Genomic DNA, 16344 nt, shown 5'->3' with positions numbered 1-16344 from the left:
GCCCAGGAGACCGCGGACCGGCTGCGCGCGGAGGCGAAGGCCGCCGCCGAGCGGGTCGCCGCGGAGGCCGCGGAGGCGCTGGCCGCCGCGCAGGAGGAGGCCGCCCGGCGCCGCCGGGAGTCCGAGGAGACCCTGGCGTCGGCGCGGACCGACGCGGAGAACGAGCGGGCCCAGGCCCGCGAGCAGAGCGAGGAACTGCTGGCGCAGGCCCGCAAGCGCTCCGAGGAGGCGCAGGCCGAGGCGGTCTGGCTGACCGAGGAGGCCGAGCGGCGCGCGTCGGAGGTCGTGTCGGCGGCGGAGGCCACCGCGCAGCAGGTACGGGACTCCGTGGCCGGGTTGCACGAGCAGGCCGAGGAGGAGATCGCCGGGCTGCGCAACGCCGCCGAGCACGCGGCGGAGCGTACGAGGACGGAGGCCGAGGAAGAGGCCGGCCGGGTCCGCGGCGATGCCTACGCGGAGCGGGAGCGGGCCACCGAGGACGCCAACCGGATCCGCAGCGAGGCGCGGGCCGAGACGGACGCGGCGAAGGCGCTCGCGGAGCGTACGGTCGGCGAGGCCATCGCCGAGGCGGAGCAGCTGCGCACCGACACCGCCGAGTACGCGCAGCGGGTGCGTACGGAGGCCACGGACGCGCTGGCCGCCTCCGAGCGGGACGCGGCCCGGACCCGGGCCGACGCCCGGGACGACGCGAACCGGATCCGCGGCGAGGCGGCGGAGTCCCTGGAGTCCTCCCGCGCCGAGGGCGCCCGGATCACGGCCGAGGCGACGGCGGAGGCCGAGCGGCTCACCGAGGAGACCCGCGCCGCGAACGCGGCCACCGTCGGCGAGGCGACGGCGGAGGCCGAGCGGATCACCACCGAGGCGGCCGAGATCGCCGAGGCAAGCCGCATCGAGGCCGCCGGCATCCTGGACGAGGCACGGGCCGAGGGCAACCGGCTGCGTACCGAGGCCGCGGAGCAGGCCGACCGGCTCATCACGGAGGCCTCCGCGGAGGCGGACCGCCTCACCGAGGAGACCCGCGCCGCGAACGCGGCCACCGTCGGCGAGGCGACGGTGGAGGCCGAGCGGATCACCACCGCGGCGGTCCGGCTCAAGGCGCAGGCGGCCGAGACCCTGGCGAGTGCCGAGCGTGACGCCGCACGGATCATGGTCGACTCGCGTGCCGAGGGCGACCGGCTGATCGACGAGACCCGGATGGCCAACGAGGCCACCGTCGCCGAGGCGGCCAAGGTGCTGGCCGACGCCCGCGCGGAGGGTGGCCGGATCATCGGCGAGGCCACCGCGGAGGCGGACCGGGTCACGGCCGCGGCGAACGAAACGCTGTCGAGTGCCGAGCGCGACGCCGAGCAGACGCTGGACGAGGCGCGCGCCGAGGCGAACCGGCTGCGTTCCGAGGCGGCCGAGCAGGCGGACCGGCTCGTCACGGAGGCCGTGGCCGAGACGGAGAAGCTCATCGAGCAGACCCGCAGGGACAACGAGCGCACGGTCGCCGAGGCGGCCGGCGAGGCAGAGCGGCTGCGGGCGGACGCGTCGGAGGCGCTTTCCTCGGCGCAGGAGCACGCGACCCGCACCCGGTCGGAGGCCGAGCGGGTCAAGGCGCAGGCGGCGGCCGCGGCGGAGCGCACCCGCGCCGAGGCCCGTACCGAGTCCGAGCGGCTGCTGGACGAGGCACGCGAGGCGGCGAACAAGCGTCGCAGCGAGGCTGCGGAGCAGGTGGACCGGCTCATCACGGAGGCCTCGGCGGAAGCCGAGAAGCTCACGGCCGAGGCGCAGAAGCAGGCCCTCGCCGCGACCACGGCTGCCGAGGAGCAGGCCGACGCGATGGTCGACGCGGCCCGCAAGGAGGCCGTGCGGATCACCTCCGAGGCGACCGTCGAGGGCAACTCCATGGTGGAGAAGGCCCGCACGGACGCGGACGAGCTGCTGGTCGGCGCGCGCAGGGACGCGGCTGCCATAAGGGAACGGGCGGAGGAGCTGCGCGGCCGCGTCGAGGGCGAGGTCGAGGAGCTGCACGAGCGCGCCCGCCGGGAGTCGGCCGAGCAGATGAAGTCGGCCGGCGAGCGCGTGGACAAGCTGGTGCGCGCGGCGACGGAGCAGAGCGTCGAGGCCGAGGCGAAGGCCAAGGAGCTGGTGTCGGACGCGAGCAGCGAGGCGAGCAAGGTGCGCATCGCCGCGGTCCGCAAGGCGGAGGCGCTGCTCAAGGAGGCCGAGCAGAAGAAGGCGGAGCTGGCCCGGGAGGCGGAGAGCGCACTCGCGCGGGCCAAGGCGGAGGCGGAGCAGCTCGTCGAGGAGGGCCGCCGTGAGCTGGAGGTCCTGGTGCGCCGTCGCGAGGACATTCAGGCGGAGATCTCCCGTGTCCAGGACGTTCTTGAGGCGTTGGAATCATTCGAGGCGCCGCCTTCGGGCGGCGGGAAGCCGGCGGTCGGCGGCCAGGGCGCGGGGGGCGTGAAGGCCGGGGTGACCGTGGGGTCCACTCGTTCGGGTGGCAAGGCGTCGGAGGGGTAGCCAAATGCTCCACGGTGTGTGCACCTGATGAAGGTTCAGGCGAACGGGTGACAAGCATTCTGCTGCCTTGCCACTCAAAAGGGGTGTCATTGTCCAGATCAAACGCGGATTGACTCGATGACACGCCGCCTGGGCGCCTAGGATTCCCCTAACACCTCACGTAGCACCTCATCGGTCTCATTCGACAGGAACCCCATGAGCGACACTTCCTCCCCCTTCGGCTTCGAGCTCGTGCGGCGTGGTTACGACCGTGGTCAGGTGGACGACCGCATTACCAAGCTGGTCTCCGACCGCGACAGCGCCCTTGGACGTATCAACTCTCTGGAAAAGCGGATCGAGGAGTTGCACCTCGAGACGCAGAACGCCCAGGCCCAGGTGAACGACGCCGAGCCGTCGTACGCCGGTCTCGGCGCCCGGGTCGAGAAGATCCTGCGGCTGGCCGAGGAGGAGGCGAAGGACCTGCGCGAGGAGGCCCGTCGCGCGGCCGAGCAGCACCGTGAGCTCGCCGAGTCGGCCGCCCAGCAGGTACGCAACGACGCCGAGTCGTTCGCCGCCGACCGCAAGTCGAAGGCGGAGGACGAGGGCGTCCGCATCGTCGAGAAGGCCAAGGGCGACGCGTCGACCCTGCGCGCAGAGGCCCAGAAGGACGCGGCCTCCAAGCGCGAGGAGGCCGACGCCCTCTTCGAGGAGACCCGCGCCAAGGCCGCCCAGGCCGCCGCGGACTTCGAGACCAACCTGGCCAAGCGCCGCGAGCAGTCCGAGCGGGACCTGGCCTCTCGCCAGGCCAAGGCCGAGAAGCGTCTCGCGGAGATCGAGCACCGCGCCGAGCAGCTGCGCCTGGAGGCCGAGAAGCTGCGTACGGACGCGGAGCGCCGGGCCCGCCAGACCGTGGAGACCGCGCAGCGCCAGGCCGAGGACATCGTGGCCGACGCCAACGCCAAGGCGGACCGCATCCGCAGCGAGTCCGAGCGCGAGCTGGCCGCGCTCACCAACCGCCGCGACTCGATCAACGCCCAGCTGACCAACGTCCGCGAGATGCTGGCGACGCTCACCGGTGCGGCCGTCGCGGCGGCCAACCCGATCGTGGACGACGAGCCCATCACCCGCGGCGTCCCGGCCCAGCAGAGCCGCTGATCACCGACGGGTAGGACGCGGCATCCGTCGTGCGCCCGATCGAGGGCCCTATGTCACCCTTTTGAGGTGGCGTAGGGCCCTCGGGCGTTCTAGCGTGTCCGCATGATCGAGCTTGAGGGCCTTACCAAACGCTTCGGTACGACGACCGCCGTGGATCACCTCAGCTTTCAGATCCGACCGGGGGTGGTGACCGGCTTCCTCGGCCCGAACGGCGCGGGCAAATCGACGACCATGCGCATGATGCTCGACCTCGACAACCCGACCAGCGGCACGGTGCGGGTCTACGGGAAGCACTACCGGGAGCTGCCGGACCCGCTGCACCACGTCGGGGCGCTGCTGGACGCGAAGGCCATGCACGGTGGCCGGAGCGCCTACAACAACCTTCTCTGCCTGGCGCAGTCGAATCGCATCCCGCGGCAGCGGGTCGACGAGGTGCTGGATCTGGTCGGGCTGACGGCCGTGGCGAAGAAGAAGTCCAAAGGATTTTCGCTCGGAATGAGCCAACGGCTGGGAATCGCCTCCGCATTGCTGGGCGATCCGGAAATCCTGATGTTCGACGAGCCGGTCAACGGCCTGGATCCCGAGGGAATTCTCTGGATCCGCAATCTGATGAAGGGCCTGGCGGCGGAGGGCAGGACGATCTTCGTCTCCTCCCACCTGATGAGCGAAATGGCCCTGACCGCCGACCATTTGGTCGTCATCGGGCGGGGAAAGCTGCTGGCAGACCTGCCGATGGCCGATTTCATCCAGCAGAACTCGCGCAGCTACGTCCGGCTGCGCTCGCCGCAACAGGAGCGGCTGAAGGACCTCCTGCACGAGACCGGGATCAACGCCATCAGCGTTCCCGCCACCGGCAGCCTGGAGATCGACGGCGCGAGTGCGGAGCAGCTCGGCGAGCTGGCCGCCCAGCACCGGATCGTGCTGCACGAACTCAGCCCACAACGGGCGTCACTGGAGGAAGCGTTCATGCGCATGACGGCGGACTCCGTCGAGTACCACGCCCACGCCCCGGGCCCGGCCGCCGACAACCCGGCCCGGCCGTCCGACGTCCCCGCCTGGGGCGCCGGCTACGAGGCGACCCGCAAGGCCGGTGAGTGAGCATGGCCTTCACCGCCGTCCTGGAGTCCGAGTGGACCAAGATCCGCACGGTGGCCTCCACCAGCTGGACGCTCGCGCTGGCCCTGATCGTCACCGCCGGCTTCGGCGCACTGATCTCCACTGCGGTCGCGGCGGGCTTCGACGACATGAGCCGGATCGAACAGGCCACCTTCGACCCCACCCTGGTGAGCTTCGCCGGGATGCAGTTCGGCCAGATCGCAATGATCGTCTTCGGAGTGCTGGTGGTCAGCACCGAATACAGCACCGGCATGATCCGCACCTCGCTGGCCGCCGTGCCCGCCCGCGCGGGGTTCCTGTTCGGCAAGCTCACCGTGGCCACGGCCCTGGCGCTGCTGGTCGGACTGCTGACGAGCTTCGTGTCGTTCTTCCTCAGCCAGGCGATCCTGGGCGACCACGGCACCGGTCTCGACGGGAAGAACGTCCTGCGCGCGGTGATCGGCGCCGGCGTGTACATGGCACTGCTCGCCCTGTTCTCCATGGGGGTCGCCACCATGCTGCGCAGCTCGGTCGCCTCGATCAGCATCCTGATTCCGTTCTTCCTGATCGTCACGAACCTCCTCAACGCCTTCGAGGCGACGCGCGAGTACGGCCAGTACCTGCCCACCGCGGCCGGATCGAAGATCATGCAGGTCGTACCGAACGCCATGGGCAGCGCGGAGTCCCCGTACGGGCCGTGGGCCGGACTCGGGATCATGCTCCTGTGGGTGGCCGCCTCGGTACTCGGGGGCTACCTCGTCCTCAAGAAGAGGGACGCCTGACGGCGGGCCCCCTGCCGAAGTACTACGGGTGATGCCCGGGTCGGTCTCAGGGGCAGCTCAGGGATCCGGCCCGGGACGGAACCACGGGAACCTCGTTATCCTCTTAACCCTTACGCGGGCGAAAGTCGTCCCGGCCTGGTAAGGGGCAGCAAGATGATCGAGGCAGTCGGCCTGACCAAGCGCTTCGGCGCCAAGACCGCCGTCGACCAGCTGTCCTTCCAGGTCAAGCCGGGTCACGTCACCGGATTCCTGGGGCCCAACGGCTCCGGGAAGTCCAGCACCATGCGCATGATCGTCGGCCTGGACCGGCCCACGTCCGGTCATGTCACGATCAACGGCCGGCCCTTCCGGGAGCTGCCGAACGCCCAGCGGCACGTCGGGGCCCTGCTCGACGCCAAGGCCGTGCACGGCGGCCGCCGGGCCCGTACCCATCTGCTCTCCATCGCCCAGCTCTCCGGGATCCCGGAGAAGCGGGTGGACGAAGTGCTGGCCGTGGTGGGCCTCCAGGACGCCGCCCGGCAGCGTACGAAGGGCTTCTCGCTCGGCATGGGCCAGCGGCTCGGCATCGCCACCGCGCTGCTCGGCGACCCGCAGGTGCTGCTGTTCGACGAGCCGGTCAACGGGCTCGACCCCGAGGGCATCCTCTGGGTCCGCAACCTCATGCGCCGCCTCGCCTCCGAGGGCCGCACCGTCTTCGTCTCCTCGCACCTGATGAGCGAGATGGCGCTGACCGCCGACCACCTGATCGTGATCGGCCGGGGACGGCTGCTGGCCGACATGGGCACCCAGGAGTTCATCGCGCACAACTCGGCCGGATTCGCTCGGGTGCGGACGGCCGACACTGATCCTGATGGCTGGGACACGCTGGGTAAGGCCCTCACCAAGGCGGGCGGCCGGGTGCTCCAGGAGCCCGACGGGGCACTGCGTGTGACCGGCCTTGAGTTGCCGCGCATCTCCGACCTCGCGCACGGGGCCGGCGTACGGCTGTGGGAGCTGTCGCCGCACCGGGCCTCGCTGGAGGAGGCGTACATGCGGATGACCCAGTCCACCGTCGAGTACACCTCCACCGACGACCCGCGGGCCGAGCTGTGGGAGCCGGAGCCGCTCTCCCTCCCGGCCTGGGAGGAGGAGGCGGAGGCGGAGGCGGCTCCCGAGGTCCCGCCGACCGGCTTCTACGCGCCCCCGCCGCCCGGCGCGGGCGGGCAGCCCTTCCTGATGCCCGGCAAGCCGGGCGAGCTCGCGAGCACCGTCAGGAACACCACCCCGCACACCCCCGAGGACACCCGATGACCCCGACGACCACGACGGCGGAGCAGCCCGGGAGTTACAGCTCTCCCCTCGCCACGCCGCGGCCGCACCTGGGGCACGCCATGGCCTCGGAGTGGACCAAGCTGGTCTCGCTCCGCTCCACCCTGTGGACGCTGGGTTCGCTCGTGCTGACCGTGGTCGGCGTCGGCCTGACCGTCGTCTCGCAGACCTCGGCCGTGGACTACACGCAGATCAACTTCACGACGCCCGCGCTCATCGGCCTGCTGGTCGGCCAGCTCGCGGTGATCGTCCTCGGGGTGCTGACCATCAGCTCGGAGCACGGCACCGGGCTGGTGCGGACCACGTTCACGGCCGCCCCGGACCGGTACCGGGTGCTCACCGCGAAGTACCTCGTCTTCAGCATGGTGGCCTTCGCGATCACCGCGCTGTCGGTCTTCGTGGTCGGGGTCACCGCGGCGGTCGTGCGCGGGGGCAGCGCGTCCGGCCCGCACGCGGCCGGCGAATGGTTGGGGGCGCTGCTCGGCTGCGGCTACGTCACCCTGCTCGGCGTGCTCGCGCTCGCGATCGGCGCGCTGGTGCGGCACTCGGCCGGGGCGATCGCCGTGATGCTGGGCCTGGTCACGCTGCCGCCGGTGATCGGGGCCATGCTCAGCATGTGGGAGGCCCTCGCACCCGCCGGCCGGGTCATCCTGCAGCACAACGTGCCGGTGGCCCTGATGACGCTGTTCGGCCTGCCGCAGGGCGGCGACATGGGCCCGGAGCCGAGCACCCTCGCGCAGCTGATGCTCATCGTGCTGGTCACCGGCGGCGCCGTGGCCGCCTCGTACGTGGTCGTCGGCCGCCGGGACGTGTAGGACGGGGCGGAGTCAGTACCGGGGAGCGTTGCGGGACCGCTGCACCTTGGAGGTGCGGCGGTCCTTCGCGTTCCAGCAGGCCTTGTGCCAGTGCCGTCGGTCGTCCACACCGCCGTACTCGGGCCAGGCCACCAGGTGCGGGGTGCCGGAGGGGATCTCCTGGTCGCAGCCGGGGCAGCGGTAGCGCTTGCCCGCCGCGCTCGCGCCGGCCACGTGCCGGACCTTCCAGTCCTCCCCCTGGTACTCCTCCGTGCGCTCCAGCCCGTAGCGGTCGAGGCCGGTGCTGGGGCGTTCGTCCGGGGTCTCGCCGCCCCTGGGGCGGTTGTTGCGCGGTGACACGTATACCTCACGGATGGGCGGACGGCAGTGACTTTCTTCCAGACTACGCGCAGCGAGGCCGGGTACCCGCAGGGTTGCCGAGGAAGGCGGGCGCGCGAAGAGGAATGGACCGACAATCCCAATAACTTTCCTGTCAGCCCGTGCCTTTGGCACGTGTCAGACGTTGTTGCCATAGGAAGAACCGGTCCACCTGGGGGAGGCCGCGTCAGCCGTGAGGAGGCTAAAGGCGATGCGCGTAGGAGCGTTTGTACTGGCGGCCCAGTTCCCGGGCCAGGGACAGGGAGAGGCACTGCACCGGGCGGTGCGGACCGCCGAGGTGGCCGAGGAGGCCGGGCTCGACTCCGTCTGGCTCGCCGAGCACCACTTCGTCCCGTACGGGGTCTGCCCCTCGGCGGTGACCCTGGCGGCCCTGCTGCTGGGCCGGACCCGGCGGCTGCGGGTGGGCACGGCCGTGAGCGTGCTGCCGAGCACACACCCGGTGGCGCTCGGCGAGCAGGCGGCCCTGCTGCACGTGACCTCGGGCGGCAGGTTCGCCCTCGGGGTGGGCCGGGGCGGGCCGTGGGTGGACCTGGAGGTGTTCGGGGGCGGTCTGGACAGTTACGAGAACGGCTTCCCGGAGGCCTTGGACCTGCTCCGGCGCTGGCTGACGGAGGCCCGGGTGGGCGGCGCCGGCGAGCGGTACGGATTCCGCGAGGTGGCCGTCGTACCGCGCCCCTCGGAGGCCCTGGACGGGGACACGGCGGGGCCCGAGGTCATCGTGGCCTGTACGTCCGCGGCGTCGGTCCGGATGGCCGCGGAACGGGGGCTGCCGATGCTCCTCGGGATGCACTGCGGGGACGAGAGCAAGGCCGAGATGGTCGCGCTGTGGCGCAGCACGGCGCTGGCGGCGGGTCACTCGCGCGACCACGTGGCCGGCGCGGGACACGTCTCCGCCGGAGTGTGCCAGATCGCCGACCGTACGGCGGACGCGCGCGAGACCCTGCTGAAGGCGATGCCGGGCTGGCTCAAGCAGGGCCTCGACGCGCATGTGACCGTGGACGGCCGGGTGCGCGCGATGCGGGATCCGGTCGCCTACACGGAACTGCTCTGCGACCTGCACCCGGTGGGCACCCCGGAGGTGGCGGCGGACCGGCTTGCGGCCACGTCGGCACGGACGGGCATCACGCGCTTCGCCCTCCTGGCGGAGGGCTCCGGAGATCTCGCCGCGACGGAGGAGAACGTACGACGACTCGGCGCCGAGGTCCTTCCCCGTCTCGACTGAGACCTGCCGGTCCTGCCTGGGCCGTTTCTTTCGGATCACGCCGGTGGGCCCGGGCATGATCCGAAAGAGGCGGCCAGGGCATGGTTCAGCAGTCGCGCAGCTCGGGCGACTGGTTGAGCAGCTGACCGCGGATCGAAGTGAACTTGGCCAGCCGGTCGTCCACCGAGGGATCCAGCGGGAAGACCGCCACCCGGTGACAGTTCTGGAATGCCAGGCGCACTCCGAAGTGCCGCTGCAGCGCACCGCGTATCGCGTCACTGGCGAGGGCGCGCAGCAGCTGCCCTCGCGCCTGCTCGTCCGGCGGCGGCGTCTGGTTGTCGGCGAACTGTCCGCCGTCCACCTTCAGCTGAGCCACCAGCGAGCTGATCATCTCCCACGCGAAGGGCAGGGAGGTCCGGACGCAGTCGACGAAAGCGGCTTCGTCGACCTCGCCTCGCTCGGCCTGTTCGAGTAGGGCCGGTGAGACGTCGAGCGACATGGGTTCTCCTCTCGCGACCCCGGCTGTTCGGGTTGCCGGAGTCTTACGGGCAGGGAAGGAGGTCGCGACGCAGAGTGCACGCTCGACAACCTCCCGCTCACCACGGTAGGCGTCCCATCGGTGACGCACCAGGAGAATGCGCATACAACGCGCCATCGGCGAACGGGGCTTTCAGGGGCGAATCGCGTGAAGGCCTTCTCGTCGAGTAGCGTTGCCGACCATGCGTCTCGTCATTGCCCGCTGCTCCGTCGACTACGCGGGCCGGCTCACCGCCCATCTGCCCTCGGCACCCCGTCTGATCCTCGTGAAGGCTGACGGCAGTGTCTCGATCCACGCGGACGACCGAGCGTACAAACCGCTCAACTGGATGTCGCCGCCGTGCACCCTCAAGGAGGGGAGCGGCGATGAGGCCAACATCTGGACGGTCATCAACAAAGCGGGCGAGAAGCTCATCATCACCATGGAGGAAGTCCTCCACGACTCCTCCCATGAGCTCGGCACCGACCCGGGGCTCATCAAGGACGGCGTCGAGGCACACCTCCAGGAACTCCTCGCGGACCGGATCGAAACGCTGGGCGAGGGCTACACGCTGATCCGGCGCGAATACATGACGGCGATCGGCCCGGTGGACATCCTGTGCCGGGACGCGTCGGGCGCGACGGTGGCCGTGGAGATCAAGCGCCGCGGCGAGATCGACGGTGTCGAGCAGCTGACGCGCTACCTCGAACTCCTCAACCGCGACCCGCACCTGGCCCCGGTCCGGGGCGTCTTCGCGGCCCAGGAGATCAAGCCGCAGGCGAAGGTCCTGGCGACGGACCGCGGCATGGACTGCGTGGTCCTGGACTACAACGCGATGCGCGGCATCGAGGACGACAAGCTCCGCCTGTTCTGATCCTCCGCTCCACCCCGCACCACGGCTCCGTCCCCCGGGACGGAGCCGTTGTCGTTCACCGGCCGGTGACCGGTGAGCCGGCCGAGGCGGTGGTACCCGTCTGCGTGGTGGTCGCGGAAGGCGACGGCGTGACGGTCTCCGTCGGCGTGGGCGAGGGCTGGGCGCTGGTCGGCGGGGGCGAAACGGGCGTCGTGGGAGGGAAGTTCGGCGGCGTCGGGGACGGACGGCGCGACGGGGTCCGGGCGGGAGTGCGGCCCGGGGTCGGGGCGGCGCTCTGCCCCGGCTCCGAGGTCTGGGCCGCCGGGGCGGATACGGGCGGCTCCGGCGCAGGATCGTTCCCGCTGGTGGTGGCCGCGGTGGTGCCGGGCGCCGTCACCGTGGGGGTGGAGGTCACCGCCGGGCCCTGCGCCGGCGGCGCGGTGTCCGAGGAGCTCAGTGCCAGGCTGACGACCGTGCCCAGGGCCACCACGGTCAGCGCGCCCGCGCCGGCCAGCAGGACGAGCCGGCGACGGCCGGGCGCCGGGGCCGGAGCGGTGGGACGGGGGGCGGCGGGCAGGGCGGGCGGGGCGGGCTTGGGGTGGAGCGGGAAGGCGTCCTCGAAGACCTCGGACAGCGTCGAGGGCGTCTGCGAGCGGGCGGTCACCGGCACGACCGTGGTCATCCGAGTCACCCCCGGGGCGGAGACCGAACCTGCCGGAACCGCCGGAGCCACCGGGGGTACACGGGTCGTTGACGCCTCGGAGGCCGCCCGTGCGCCCGGGGTGGACGGCGCCGAGGGGGAGCCCGGGGCCGACGGGGCCACGCGCGGTGCGGGGGCGGCCGGGGTGGACGCGGCGGCCGGGGCGGCCGGGGTGGCCACCGTCACGGCCTCCGGCGCCGCCGCCGGGGCGGCGGGTGCCGGTGCCTCCAGCCGCAGCGGGGGTGACGCGGCCGCCCCCGCCGTCTCCCGGTCGACGACCAGCGCCAAGGCCCGCCGTCCGGCGACCGTGCCCCGTTTGTCCGCCAAGGCGCCCCGCAACCCGATCGAGGTCTCCAGCTCGGCCCGCGCCCGGTCCAGGCGCTCCTCGCACAGGGCCAGCACGCCGAGCTCGTGGTGGAAGTACGCCTGCTCGGCGACCTCCCCGGCCTTGCGCGCGGCCTCCGCTCCCGAGCGCAGCACCCGCTCCCAGGCCTCCCAGTTCAGCGAGGCCGCGAACGCCGGAGCCGCCGTGCGCGCCAGCAGCACCGCCGCGACCACGTCCGCGCCGGCCAGCGCCGCGAGCACCGCGTCCGACTCCGCCGCGACCCGCTCCGGGACCACCGAGGCGTGCCCGGTCCACCAGGCGTAGTGCCGGGCGGCCGTACGGGCCTCCTCCGACGCGGTGTCCCCGTACCCGACCTCCTCCAGCTGCCGCGCGACGCCCGCCGCCAGCCGGTACCGCGTCCCGACGGGCGTCAGCAGCCCGCAGGCCAGCAGCTCCGCCACCGCCGTGTCGGCGTGGGTGTCGCCCACCAGCGCGGGCAGATGCGCGTGGTGCGGCAGCTCGCCGCCCAGCGCGCACGCGATCCGCAGCGCCGCGCGCGCCGACTCGCTGACCCGCGAGGCCAGCAGCTCCGCCGGGGCGGCGCCCTCGGCGAGGGTCGGCAGCGGCACGTGCACGGCGTCGCGCGGGCGCTCCTCGAAGACGCCGGGCTCCTCTTCCTCGTCGTCCTCGTCGCTGTGGTTGAGCTCGTCCCGCTGCCGCAGCAGCGCGGCGGCCTGTACGAAGCGCAGGGGCAGCCCCTCGGAGGCGAAGCGCAGGTCCCCCGCCCAGGCGGTCTCCTCGTCCGTCAGCGGCCGTCCGACGCCCGCTTCCAGCAGTTCCAGGCAGTCGGCCTTGCCCAGTCCGCCGAGGAAGACCTCCTCGATGTGCGAGTCGTCGGAGGGGGCCCGGGTGTCGGGGGTCGCGGCCAGCAGGTAGGCGCATTCGGGGGTGGCGCGCATCAGTTCATCGAGGGCGGTCCCGCCCATCTCCAGATCGTCCAGGAGGACGACGGCGCCTATGTCCCGTACGCGGGCCAGGAGCTCGGCCCGGCCCGGCCGCTCCCGCTCGGCCTCGTACACCGTCGCGTAGAGGGCGTGGAGCAGTTCCCCCGGCTGCTGGTGCCCGTATCCGCTGAGCCGTACGACGCCGTCCGGCGCCAGGCCCGCGCACCGGTCGGCGACCGCGTCGAGCAGGGCGCTGCGGCCGGATCCCGAGGGCCCGGTCAGACGTACGGACCGGCCCCGGCCCAGCAGCCGGACGAGCCGCTCCCGTTCCTCCGCACGCTCCAGCAGGGGGCGGGCGGGGGCCGCGGGGCCCGGCAGTACGGGCGGCCGTGCGGCGGCGGTGCGGGCCGCGCGGGCGGCCGCGTCGCGCTTGGCGGGGCGGGCCGGCTCGATACCGGGGCGCAGCGGTTCGATCTCGCTGCCGTCGATCGGGTTGACGGTGAGGGCGAACCCGCCCGCGGTCAGGCTGACGACCCGTGCGGGCCCGGCCGCCGCGGGCGCGGTGGGCGCTGCGACTGCGGGGGGTGCCGTGGATGCCGCGGGCGCTGCGACTGCGGGGGGTGCCGTGGATGCCGCGGGCGCTGCGGGTGCGGAGCCGCCCGTCGGCTGCTCGTGCTGCTCGGTCTGCCCCTGTGTACGGTCCATGACCCAGTCCCCCGATCGCGGGCCGCGCGCCTCGCCGTCGTACCGCCCGGCCGTCGCGCACCCGCTGTCGCTATCGGTCCGGTTTCCGCCCGAACCCTAGACCGTGGCCGGTCGTGCGGGAAACCGCAGGGGTGCGATCACCACCGGACCGTTACGTTTCCGCAGGGAATGCGAAGGTCAGGAGCTTGTCGGTCAGACGCGGGGCAGGGACTCGGCTTCCAGGCCGCCCTCGATCGCGAGGATCCGGTGCAGCCGGGTCGCGACGAGCAGCCGCTGCATCTGCGGGGGCACGCCGCGCAGGACCAGGCGCCGGCCGGTCCGGCCGGCTCGGCGGTGCGCTCCCATGATCACGCCGAGGCCGGTCGCGTCCCAGGAGTCGAGCCCGGTGAGGTCGAGCACGAGATCGCCCTGCCCGTCGTCGAGGGCGGAGTGGAGGGCCGTACGGGCGTCCGCCGCGCTGCGCACGTCGAGGCGGCCCCCGACAGCGAGTTCGGCGTGGTCGCCCCTGATGTGCATGTGTACTCCCGGCGGTACTGCGTACGTATGGTCCGACTGGTCCGTGGTCGGCAACTCTCACTGCAACTGACTGCCGCACGGGCAGGGAAGTTGCCGACCGTGAGCGAACCGATACCTAATTCACCCTGGGGGGTGACGGCGTTCGAACGGTGGTGCTCCGTGGCAGGGCCAGGCCTCAGTGCTTGTAGAAGCCCTGGCCGCTCTTGCGGCCGATGTCCCCGGCGTCCACCATCCGGCGCATGAGCTCCGGCGGGGCGAACTTCTCGTCCTGGGACTCGGTGTAGATGTTGCTGGTGGCGTGCAGCAGGATGTCGACGCCCGTGAGGTCGGCGGTGGCCAGGGGGCCCATCGCGTGCCCGAAGCCCAGCTTGCACGCGATGTCGATGTCCTCGGCGGAGGCCACGCCCGATTCGTACAGTTTGGCGGCCTCGACGATGAGGGCGGAGATCAGACGGGTCGTCACGAAACCGGCCACGTCGCGGTTGACGACGATGCAGGTCTTGCCGACGGACTCGGCGAACGCCCGGGTGGTCGCGAGGGCTTCGTCGCTCGTCTTGTAGCCGCGCACGAGCTCGCACAGCTGCATCATCGGGACGGGCGAGAAGAAGTGCGCGCCGACGACCCGCTCCGGACGCTCCGTCACGGCCGCGATCTTGGTGATCGGGATGGCGGAGGTGTTGGAGGCGAGGATCGCGTCCTCGCGGACGATCTTGTCCAGGGCGCGGAAGATCTCGTGCTTGATCTCGATCTTCTCGAAGGCCGCCTCCACCACGATGTCGACGTCGGAGGCCGCGTCGAGGTCCGTGGTGGTGGTGATGCGCGCGAGCGCCGCCTCGGCGTCCTCGGCCGTCAGCTTGCCCTTGGAGACGAACTTGTCGTAGGAGGCCTTGATTCCGTCGGTGCCACGGGTCAGCGCGGCCTCGGTGACATCGCGGAGTACGACGTCCCAACCCGCCTGAGCGGAGACCTGCGCGATTCCGGAACCCATGAGTCCGGCACCGATGACGGCGAGCTTCCCAGCCACTACACACCCCTCGTTTCCATACGGCACAGTCACGTAGCCACTCCGGCGGAGACTAGCGCCCGGGCGGTGCGGTGTGACCGTGAAGTAACACGCGTCACGTCTCAGATGACGGACATCACACCGGTACGGCCCAGCAGCCCTCCCCCACCGTCCAGTTCACCCGTCGTCGTCCCCGGTGTACCTCTCGGCCAGTACGCGCAGCCGCCCCAGCTCCTTGCGCGCGGCGCCGAGGCGGCCGAGTTCGACGGCCATGGCGGCGCGTCCCGCGAGGTAGCGGGCGTCCGCGCGGGCCCCTTCGTCCGCCTCCGGGCGCGCGCAGATCTCCCGCTCCAGGAAGCGGATCGCCCCCAGGGCCCGGCACGCGGTGGAGACCTTCGCCGCCTCGGACGTGAGCTCCGCGCGCAGCATGTCCTTGGCGTAGTCCCATACCCTCGCGTCGTGCTCGGCGGCGGCCGGCTCGCCCGGGTGGTGAGGGTGACCGGCCCAGCGGGCTGCGTGCTCGCGCAGGTCGTCGAGGCGGTCGAGGGCCTCCTTCAGGCGCCCGGCGGTCACGGCCGCCCGCCCGGCCCCGGCGCACTCGGCCGACGCACGGAGGGCGACCGGGCCGTCCGCGTGCCGGGTGGCGAGGAAACCCGCCAGGAGATCGATCTGCTGGGCGGCCTCGGCCAGGCGCCAGATGTAGTACACGTCGGCCACTTCGCCGCTCCCTCCCGGGCCGGGGCCCCCACCGGACCGTACGCGAGCAGCGGTGACCTCGCCCGGAATTTCCCCCGAGGGCCCGTCTACCCTGGCCGCATGGTGAACCTCACGCGCATCTACACCCGTACCGGCGACCAGGGCACGACCGCCCTCGGCGACATGAGCCGCACCGCCAAGACCGACCTGCGGATCTCCGCGTACGCCGACGCCAACGAGGCGAACGCGGCCATCGGGACGGCGATCGCGCTCGGCGGGCTGTCGGCGGACGTGGTGAAGGTCCTGGTCCGCGTGCAGAACGACCTCTTCGACGTCGGCGCCGACCTGTGCACCCCGGTGGTCGAGAACCCGGAGTACCCGCCGCTGCGCGTGGAGCAGTTCTACGTGGACAAGCTGGAGGCGGACTGCGACCACTTCCTGGAGCAGGTGGAGAAGCTGCGCAGCTTCATCCTCCCCGGCGGCACCCCCGGCGCGGCCCTGCTGCACCAGGCCTGCACGGTGGTCCGGCGAGCCGAGCGTTCGACGTGGGCGGCGCTGGAGGTGCACGCCGAGGTGATGAACCCGCTGACCGCCACCTACCTGAACCGGCTCTCGGACCTCCTGTTCATCCTGGCCCGGGTCGCCAACAAGGAGGTAGGGGACGTGCTGTGGGTGCCGGGCGGCGAGCGCTGAGGGCTGTCCCGTCCTCCCGGTGGACCGGCGCACCGCGTCGGAGGTGGTGCATCGCAAGGCGGAGGCGCGTCTGCACGGCCTAAGGGCTGTCCCGTAATCCCCGGCGGGCGCACGACGCCGGCTACGGCACCTCGCCGCGTTGTCGGAACACCCGAATACGCCCAGTATGAGGGC

Annotated in this window: 14 protein-coding genes and 1 pseudogene; 9 read left to right on the top strand and 6 right to left on the bottom strand. The window is 72.2% G+C overall.

Annotated features, from left to right (window positions below):
• The 6 genes and pseudogenes from ACWGIU_RS09500 to ACWGIU_RS09475 form a co-directional block, all read left to right on the top strand.
• A pseudogene (locus ACWGIU_RS09500) lies at positions 1-2505 on the top strand (hypothetical protein); the annotation flags it as partial.
• 195 nt (positions 2506-2700) lie between these two features.
• A complete protein-coding gene (locus tag ACWGIU_RS09495; protein WP_453703990.1) occupies positions 2701-3639 on the top strand; it encodes a cellulose-binding protein in 939 nt (312 codons plus the stop codon).
• A 102-nt stretch (positions 3640-3741) separates the two neighbouring features.
• Positions 3742-4737, top strand: a complete 996-nt coding sequence (locus ACWGIU_RS09490; RefSeq protein WP_453703988.1) for an ABC transporter ATP-binding protein — start codon at positions 3742-3744, stop codon at positions 4735-4737.
• 2 nt (positions 4738-4739) lie between these two features.
• Complete coding sequence (locus ACWGIU_RS09485) at positions 4740-5516, top strand: ABC transporter permease subunit (RefSeq protein ID WP_453703986.1); 777 nt, start codon at positions 4740-4742, stop codon at positions 5514-5516.
• Between the two features lie 153 nt (positions 5517-5669).
• Positions 5670-6806 carry an ABC transporter ATP-binding protein gene (locus ACWGIU_RS09480; protein WP_453703984.1) on the top strand — a complete coding sequence of 379 codons (1137 nt, stop codon included), beginning with the start codon at positions 5670-5672 and terminating at the stop codon, positions 6804-6806.
• A complete protein-coding gene (locus ACWGIU_RS09475; RefSeq protein ID WP_453703982.1) occupies positions 6803-7639 on the top strand; it encodes an ABC transporter permease in 837 nt (278 codons plus the stop codon). The genes ACWGIU_RS09480 and ACWGIU_RS09475 overlap by 4 nt, the downstream gene beginning before the upstream one ends.
• A gap of 12 nt (positions 7640-7651) precedes the next feature.
• On the opposite strand, the gene ACWGIU_RS09470 is transcribed toward ACWGIU_RS09475, so the two are convergent.
• On the bottom strand, positions 7652-7978 hold the full coding sequence (locus tag ACWGIU_RS09470; protein ID WP_030009607.1) for a hypothetical protein: 327 nt from the start codon (positions 7976-7978) through the stop codon (positions 7652-7654).
• A 229-nt stretch (positions 7979-8207) separates the two neighbouring features.
• On the opposite strand from ACWGIU_RS09470, the gene ACWGIU_RS09465 reads away from it, so the two are divergent.
• Complete coding sequence (locus tag ACWGIU_RS09465) at positions 8208-9239, top strand: LLM class flavin-dependent oxidoreductase (RefSeq protein ID WP_453703980.1); 1032 nt, start codon at positions 8208-8210, stop codon at positions 9237-9239.
• An 85-nt stretch (positions 9240-9324) separates the two neighbouring features.
• On the opposite strand, the gene ACWGIU_RS09460 is transcribed toward ACWGIU_RS09465, so the two are convergent.
• A complete protein-coding gene (locus tag ACWGIU_RS09460) occupies positions 9325-9717 on the bottom strand; it encodes an SCO5389 family protein (RefSeq protein ID WP_030037139.1) in 393 nt (130 codons plus the stop codon).
• Positions 9718-9937: 220 nt separating this feature from the next.
• On the opposite strand from ACWGIU_RS09460, the gene nucS reads away from it, so the two are divergent.
• On the top strand, positions 9938-10609 hold the full coding sequence (gene nucS, locus ACWGIU_RS09455) for an endonuclease NucS (protein WP_030764075.1): 672 nt from the start codon (positions 9938-9940) through the stop codon (positions 10607-10609).
• A gap of 55 nt (positions 10610-10664) precedes the next feature.
• On the opposite strand, the gene ACWGIU_RS09450 is transcribed toward nucS, so the two are convergent.
• The 4 genes from ACWGIU_RS09450 to ACWGIU_RS09435 form a co-directional block, all read right to left on the bottom strand.
• A complete protein-coding gene (locus tag ACWGIU_RS09450; RefSeq protein ID WP_453703977.1) occupies positions 10665-13262 on the bottom strand; it encodes an ATP-binding protein in 2598 nt (865 codons plus the stop codon).
• 192 nt (positions 13263-13454) lie between these two features.
• Positions 13455-13778: an STAS domain-containing protein gene (locus ACWGIU_RS09445; RefSeq protein ID WP_030764081.1), complete on the bottom strand. Its 324-nt coding sequence runs from the start codon at positions 13776-13778 to the stop codon at positions 13455-13457.
• Between the two features lie 175 nt (positions 13779-13953).
• Complete coding sequence (locus tag ACWGIU_RS09440) at positions 13954-14802, bottom strand: 3-hydroxyacyl-CoA dehydrogenase family protein (RefSeq protein WP_453703974.1); 849 nt, start codon at positions 14800-14802, stop codon at positions 13954-13956.
• Between the two features lie 156 nt (positions 14803-14958).
• Positions 14959-15498, bottom strand: coding sequence for a hypothetical protein (locus ACWGIU_RS09435; RefSeq protein WP_453703972.1), 540 nt, complete (start codon positions 15496-15498; stop codon positions 14959-14961).
• Positions 15499-15597: 99 nt separating this feature from the next.
• Between ACWGIU_RS09435 and ACWGIU_RS09430 the strand changes: the two genes are divergently transcribed.
• On the top strand, positions 15598-16170 hold the full coding sequence (locus ACWGIU_RS09430; protein ID WP_453703970.1) for a cob(I)yrinic acid a,c-diamide adenosyltransferase: 573 nt from the start codon (positions 15598-15600) through the stop codon (positions 16168-16170).
• Positions 16171-16344: the final 174 nt, after the last annotated feature.

The sequence above is a fragment of the Streptomyces sp. NPDC054840 genome, from assembly GCF_053611065.1.
The sequence above is the reverse complement of the archived record's forward strand: the minus strand, read 5'-3'. Positions and strand labels throughout refer to the sequence as shown.

Excerpts from the sequence above, each read along its gene's own strand:
- ACWGIU_RS09495 (WP_453703990.1), top strand. The coding sequence starts at position 2,701 with ATGAGCGACACTTCCTCCCCCTTCGGCTTCGAGCTCGTGCGGCGTGGT.
- ACWGIU_RS09490 (WP_453703988.1), top strand. The coding sequence starts at position 3,742 with ATGATCGAGCTTGAGGGCCTTACCAAACGCTTCGGTACGACGACCGCC.
- ACWGIU_RS09485 (WP_453703986.1), top strand. The coding sequence starts at position 4,740 with ATGGCCTTCACCGCCGTCCTGGAGTCCGAGTGGACCAAGATCCGCACG.
- ACWGIU_RS09480 (WP_453703984.1), top strand. The coding sequence starts at position 5,670 with ATGATCGAGGCAGTCGGCCTGACCAAGCGCTTCGGCGCCAAGACCGCC.
- ACWGIU_RS09475 (WP_453703982.1), top strand. The coding sequence starts at position 6,803 with ATGACCCCGACGACCACGACGGCGGAGCAGCCCGGGAGTTACAGCTCT.
- ACWGIU_RS09465 (WP_453703980.1), top strand. The coding sequence starts at position 8,208 with ATGCGCGTAGGAGCGTTTGTACTGGCGGCCCAGTTCCCGGGCCAGGGA.
- ACWGIU_RS09460 (WP_030037139.1), bottom strand. The coding sequence starts at position 9,717 with ATGTCGCTCGACGTCTCACCGGCCCTACTCGAACAGGCCGAGCGAGGC.
- nucS (WP_030764075.1), top strand. The coding sequence starts at position 9,938 with ATGCGTCTCGTCATTGCCCGCTGCTCCGTCGACTACGCGGGCCGGCTC.
- ACWGIU_RS09450 (WP_453703977.1), bottom strand. The coding sequence starts at position 13,262 with ATGGACCGTACACAGGGGCAGACCGAGCAGCACGAGCAGCCGACGGGC.
- ACWGIU_RS09445 (WP_030764081.1), bottom strand. The coding sequence starts at position 13,778 with ATGCACATCAGGGGCGACCACGCCGAACTCGCTGTCGGGGGCCGCCTC.
- ACWGIU_RS09430 (WP_453703970.1), top strand. The coding sequence starts at position 15,598 with ATGGTGAACCTCACGCGCATCTACACCCGTACCGGCGACCAGGGCACG.